The sequence below is a fragment of the Stenotrophomonas sp. 3diitr2024 genome, from assembly GCF_042136455.1.
Taxonomy (GTDB): Bacteria; Pseudomonadota; Gammaproteobacteria; order Xanthomonadales; family Xanthomonadaceae; genus Stenotrophomonas; species Stenotrophomonas sepilia.
The window spans coordinates 1-4111 of sequence record NZ_JBHHMJ010000197.1; the positions used below are offsets into that span (position 1 = coordinate 1).

The 4111-nt window shown below is 68.0% G+C and carries 4 protein-coding genes and 3 pseudogenes; 3 read left to right on the top strand and 4 right to left on the bottom strand.

From position 1 onward, the window contains the following. The 4 genes and pseudogenes from ABGA94_RS04525 to ABGA94_RS04540 all read right to left on the bottom strand — a co-directional run. Window positions 1-114: pseudogene (locus ABGA94_RS04525) on the bottom strand (RNA polymerase subunit sigma); the annotation flags it as partial. Window positions 115-150: 36 nt separating this feature from the next. Beyond that, window positions 151-480, bottom strand: a complete 330-nt coding sequence (locus ABGA94_RS04530) for a hypothetical protein (RefSeq protein ID WP_005414880.1) — start codon at window positions 478-480, stop codon at window positions 151-153. 79 nt (window positions 481-559) lie between these two features. Then, complete coding sequence (locus ABGA94_RS04535; protein WP_375366510.1) at window positions 560-781, bottom strand: hypothetical protein; 222 nt, start codon at window positions 779-781, stop codon at window positions 560-562. 6 nt (window positions 782-787) lie between these two features. Continuing rightward, window positions 788-1003 (bottom strand): hypothetical protein, encoded by a 216-nt coding sequence (locus ABGA94_RS04540; RefSeq protein WP_375366511.1) that lies wholly within the window; start codon window positions 1001-1003, stop codon window positions 788-790. A gap of 150 nt (window positions 1004-1153) precedes the next feature. Here ABGA94_RS04540 and ABGA94_RS04545 point away from each other — a divergent pair, with 150 nt between their 5' ends. The 3 genes and pseudogenes from ABGA94_RS04545 to ABGA94_RS04555 all read left to right on the top strand — a co-directional run. Further along, window positions 1154-3523 carry a S9 family peptidase gene (locus tag ABGA94_RS04545; RefSeq protein WP_065177831.1) on the top strand — a complete coding sequence of 790 codons (2370 nt, stop codon included), beginning with the start codon at window positions 1154-1156 and terminating at the stop codon, window positions 3521-3523. Further along, a pseudogene (locus ABGA94_RS04550) lies at window positions 3520-4005 on the top strand (NUDIX domain-containing protein); the annotation flags it as partial. The gene ABGA94_RS04545 and the pseudogene ABGA94_RS04550, both read left to right, overlap by 4 nt. Further along, a pseudogene (locus tag ABGA94_RS04555) lies at window positions 3915-4111 on the top strand (IS481 family transposase); the annotation flags it as partial. The pseudogenes ABGA94_RS04550 and ABGA94_RS04555, both read left to right, overlap by 91 nt.

Consider the following 4111-nt stretch of genomic DNA (forward strand, 5'->3'; position numbering starts at 1 on the left):
GGCCCGCACCAAGGCTTGGTCCGCATCCAGCGGTGCAGCGGGTGCCGCCGTCGCCGCTGCATCGTGGCGGCGACGGCCCCGAAGTGCCGACAGCGCTTCGCCGAGCAGGCTCATGCGCGGGGCGCCCCCTGTGCCCGTGGCATGCCTGCCTCAGCCCTTGCGCGCGGCAGGCCGGGTGAAGTGCCAGGCCAGCAGCTGGCCGAGGCCGGCACTGCCGACCAGCGCGGCAGCGGCACCAAAGGTCAGGTCGCGGGCCCCGATGGCTTCCAGCAGGGCCATGGCCAGGGCCAGGCAGACCAGGCTGATGCCCCAGCGCAACGCACCCTGGCGGCGGCGCTCTTCTTCCAGCACGGCCAGCGAGCGGATCACTTCCTCCGGTACGTGCGGGGCCACCAGCTTGCTGCGCGCGCGCGCATCGGCAATGGCATGGATCGCGTAGGCGATGCAGATGAAGAGGGTGATCGGGATCAGTTCCTGCATGGCCGGGCTCCTGTTCGGTGGATGATGCGGGTTCAGGAGAATGGATGCGCGAGGCCGGCCACCGGTTGCAGTGCAGATTTCAGGCGTCGTCGTCGGTCCCGGGGTCGGCCGGCGGATCGGGGAAATAGGTTTCCACATGGAAGCCCAGCCGCAGGTCGGCCATCAGCCGCACCAGCGTGTCGTCCAGTTCATACCCAGCCCAGGCCTGCTTGCCGAAGACGGCGATGCGCAGGCGGACGTCGGCACCTTCCTGGTTCAACGCATGGATCACCTCCACCCGTACCTGCAGCATCTCGACCACCTGCGGTCAGGCGTCCATCAGCCAGCCGTCCTTGCCAGCAGCCAGTTCAAAGCTCACCCGGGTGAAGCCATGTACCCGGATCAAGTGCCCATCACCGTCCAGCAGGTCGGTGCCTGTATCGCGGAAGAACCCCCGTTCCAGCCCCAGCCGGGCGGAGATGTCGGCGCTGGAGACCGCAGGGTGCTGCACCCCCAAGGAAATGCGGTAGTCGTAGGAGTACATGGTCGGTTCCGTCCGGATCAGGCGCCCATCATGCGCCACGCGATGCCCTGCCGGGCCTTTGCCCAAGCGGGTTGCATGACCTGTGGCCCCCTCCCCCGGTCCGGACGGCTGCTACCCTTGCCCGGTTTCCTCTTCTGGTGCCGTCCGCCCATGTCCCGAGTGCTGCCCCTGTCCCTCCTGCTGTCGGCCGTGCTGGCCGCACCGGCCGCGCATGCCGCGCCGACGCCGATCACCATCGAACAGGCCATGGCCGACCCGGACTGGATCGGTCCGCCGGTCGAGAAGGCCTGGTGGTCTTGGAACAGCCAGCAGGTGGAATACCAGCTCAAGCGCAACGGCAGCCCGGTGCGCGACACCTTCCGCCAGCCGGTGGCCGGCGGCGTGGCCGCGCAGGTGGCCGATGACCAGCGCGGTACCCTGGACGTCGCCGATCCGGTCTACGACCGCAGCCGCAGCCGCAGCGCCTTCGTGCGCAATGGCGATGTGTTCGTGCGCGACCTGCGCAGTGGCGCGCTGACCCAGCTGACCCGCAGCAACGAGCGCGCGGGCAATGTGAACTTCGCGGCCGACAACGGCGTGATCTGGCGCGTCGGCCAGAACTGGTTCCACTGGACCGCCGCCAGCGGCGTGCAGCAGGTGGCCAGCCTGAAGGCCGAGAAGGACCCGCGCACGCCGCCGAAGGCCGACGTGCTCCGCGACCAGCAGCTGCGCACGCTGGAAACCCTGCGCCGCGACCGCGAGCAGCGCGAGGCATTGAAGGACCAGGACCAGCGCTGGCGCCAGGCGGATCCGACCCGCGCACCGGGCCCGGTCTACCTGGGCGCCGACGTCGAGATCGGTGACAGCGTGCTGTCGCCGGACCTGACCCACCTGATCGTGGTGACCAAGCCGAAGGACTTCGACGACGGCCGCACCAGCAAGATGCCGCTGTACGTGACCGAGTCGGGCTACGAGGAAACCGAGGACACCCGCACCCGCGTCGGCCGCAACGGCTTCGAGCCACACACCCTGTGGTACGTGGACGTGCGCACCGGCAAGGCCGAGAAAGTCTCGCTGTCCGGCCTGCCGGGCATCAGCACCGACCCGCTGGCCGAACTGCGCCGCAAGGCCGGCAAGGATGCACTGAAGGGCGAGCGCAGCGTGCAGGTGATGAGCGACTTCATGGGCGGCGGCATCCGCTGGAGCGCCGACGGCCAGCAGGCCGCGGTGATGCTGCGTGCCAACGACAACAAGGACCGCTGGATCATCAGCGTCAACGCCGCCGACGGCCGCGTTCAGAACCGCCACCGCCTGACCGACAACGCCTGGATCAACTGGGGCTTCAACGATTTCGGCTGGATGGCCGATGGCCGCACGCTGTGGCTGTTGTCCGAGGAATCGGGCTTCTCGCACCTGTACACCCAGGCCGGCACCGCCAAGCCGCAGGCGCTGACCAGCGGCAAGTGGGAAACCTCGGCACCGGTGCCGTCGGCCGATGGCAAGGGCTTCTACTTCCTGTGCAACCAGCAGGCGCCGCATGATTACGAAGTCTGCGCGGTCGACACCGGCAACCGCCAGGTGCGCGAGCTGACCAGCCTCAACGGCGTGGAAGACTTCTCGCTGTCGCCGGACGGCCAGCAGCTGCTGGTGCGTTACTCCGGCGCCTACCTGCCGCCGCAGTTGGCGGTGCTGCCCAGTGCCGGTGGCCAGGCGCGCGTGCTGACCGACACCCGCACCGCCGACTACAAGGCACGCCAGTGGATCCAGCCGAAGCTGGTGGCAGTGCCGTCCAAGCATGGTGCCGGCGTGGTCTGGGCCAAGTACTACGAACCGGAGAACAAGGAACCGGGCCGCAAGTACCCGATCGTGATGTTCGTGCACGGCGCCGGCTACCTGCAGAACGTGCACCAGCGCTACCCGGCCTATTTCCGCGAGCAGATGTTCCACAACCTGCTGGTGCAGAAGGGCTACATCGTGCTGGACATGGACTACCGCGGCAGCGAGGGCTACGGCCGCGACTGGCGCACGGCGATCTACCGCAACATGGGCCACCCGGAACTGGAAGACTACAAGGACGGCCTGGACTGGCTGGTCGACACCCAGCAGGGTGACCGCGACCACGCCGGCATCTACGGCGGTTCCTATGGCGGCTTCATGACCTTCATGGCGCTGTTCCGTGCGCCGGGCACCTTCAAGGCCGGCGCCGCGCTGCGCCCGGTGGTGGACTGGCACAACTACAACCACGGCTACACCAGCAACATCCTCAACACCCCGGACATCGACCCGGAGGCGTACCGCGTGTCCTCGCCGATCGAGTACGCGCAGAACCTGCAGGACAACCTGCTGATCGCCCACGGCATGATGGATGACAACGTGTTCTTCCAGGACTCGGTGAACCTCACCCAGCGCCTGATCGAACTGCACAAGGACAACTGGTCGATCGCCCCGTACCCGCTGGAACGCCACGGCTATGTGCGTGCCGATTCCTGGCTGGACCAGTACAAGCGCATCCTCAAGCTGTTCGAGCAGAACCTGAAGTGAGCAACGCCGCAGCCACGATCCGGATCGTGGCTGCGGTCATCCTGGATGACCGCGGCCGGGCGCTGGTGGTGCGCAAGCAGGGTGCGCGCCGCTTCATCCAACCCGGTGGCAAGCCCGAACCCGGCGAGGCGCCCCTGCAGGCGCTGGCCCGCGAGCTGGACGAGGAACTGGGCGTGCAGCTGCGCGCCGATGCCGCCATCGCGCTGGGCACGTTCGAGGACTGGGCTGTGAACGAGCCCGGCCACCGCGTGCAGGCACAGGCGTGGTGGGTGCAGGTGGACGGTGCGCCGCAGGCGCGCGCCGAAATTGCCGAACTGGCCTGGGTGCCGCTGCAACCGCCGCATGGCCTGCCCTTAGCACCCTTGAGCGAACACCGCTTCTTCGCGCCGTGGCGCCCCATCCGCGTGTCACCGTTCGCGCCACAGTTCTTCAGCGCACGCGGCGTGGCTACCCTGCTCTCCGAACTGCGCTGGGTGTGGCTCACAGCACCATTTCACGACTGATGCGCCGACGAGGACTCAATCGCCTGTGCCTTCTGGACCCACCGAAGAAGGCGGTCCGGTATGAGTACGACAGCCCGGGCGGCTT

Excerpts from the sequence above, each read along its gene's own strand:
- ABGA94_RS04540 (WP_375366511.1), bottom strand. The coding sequence starts at position 1,003 with ATGTACTCCTACGACTACCGCATTTCCTTGGGGGTGCAGCACCCTGCG.
- ABGA94_RS04530 (WP_005414880.1), bottom strand. The coding sequence starts at position 480 with ATGCAGGAACTGATCCCGATCACCCTCTTCATCTGCATCGCCTACGCG.
- ABGA94_RS04545 (WP_065177831.1), top strand. The coding sequence starts at position 1,154 with ATGTCCCGAGTGCTGCCCCTGTCCCTCCTGCTGTCGGCCGTGCTGGCC.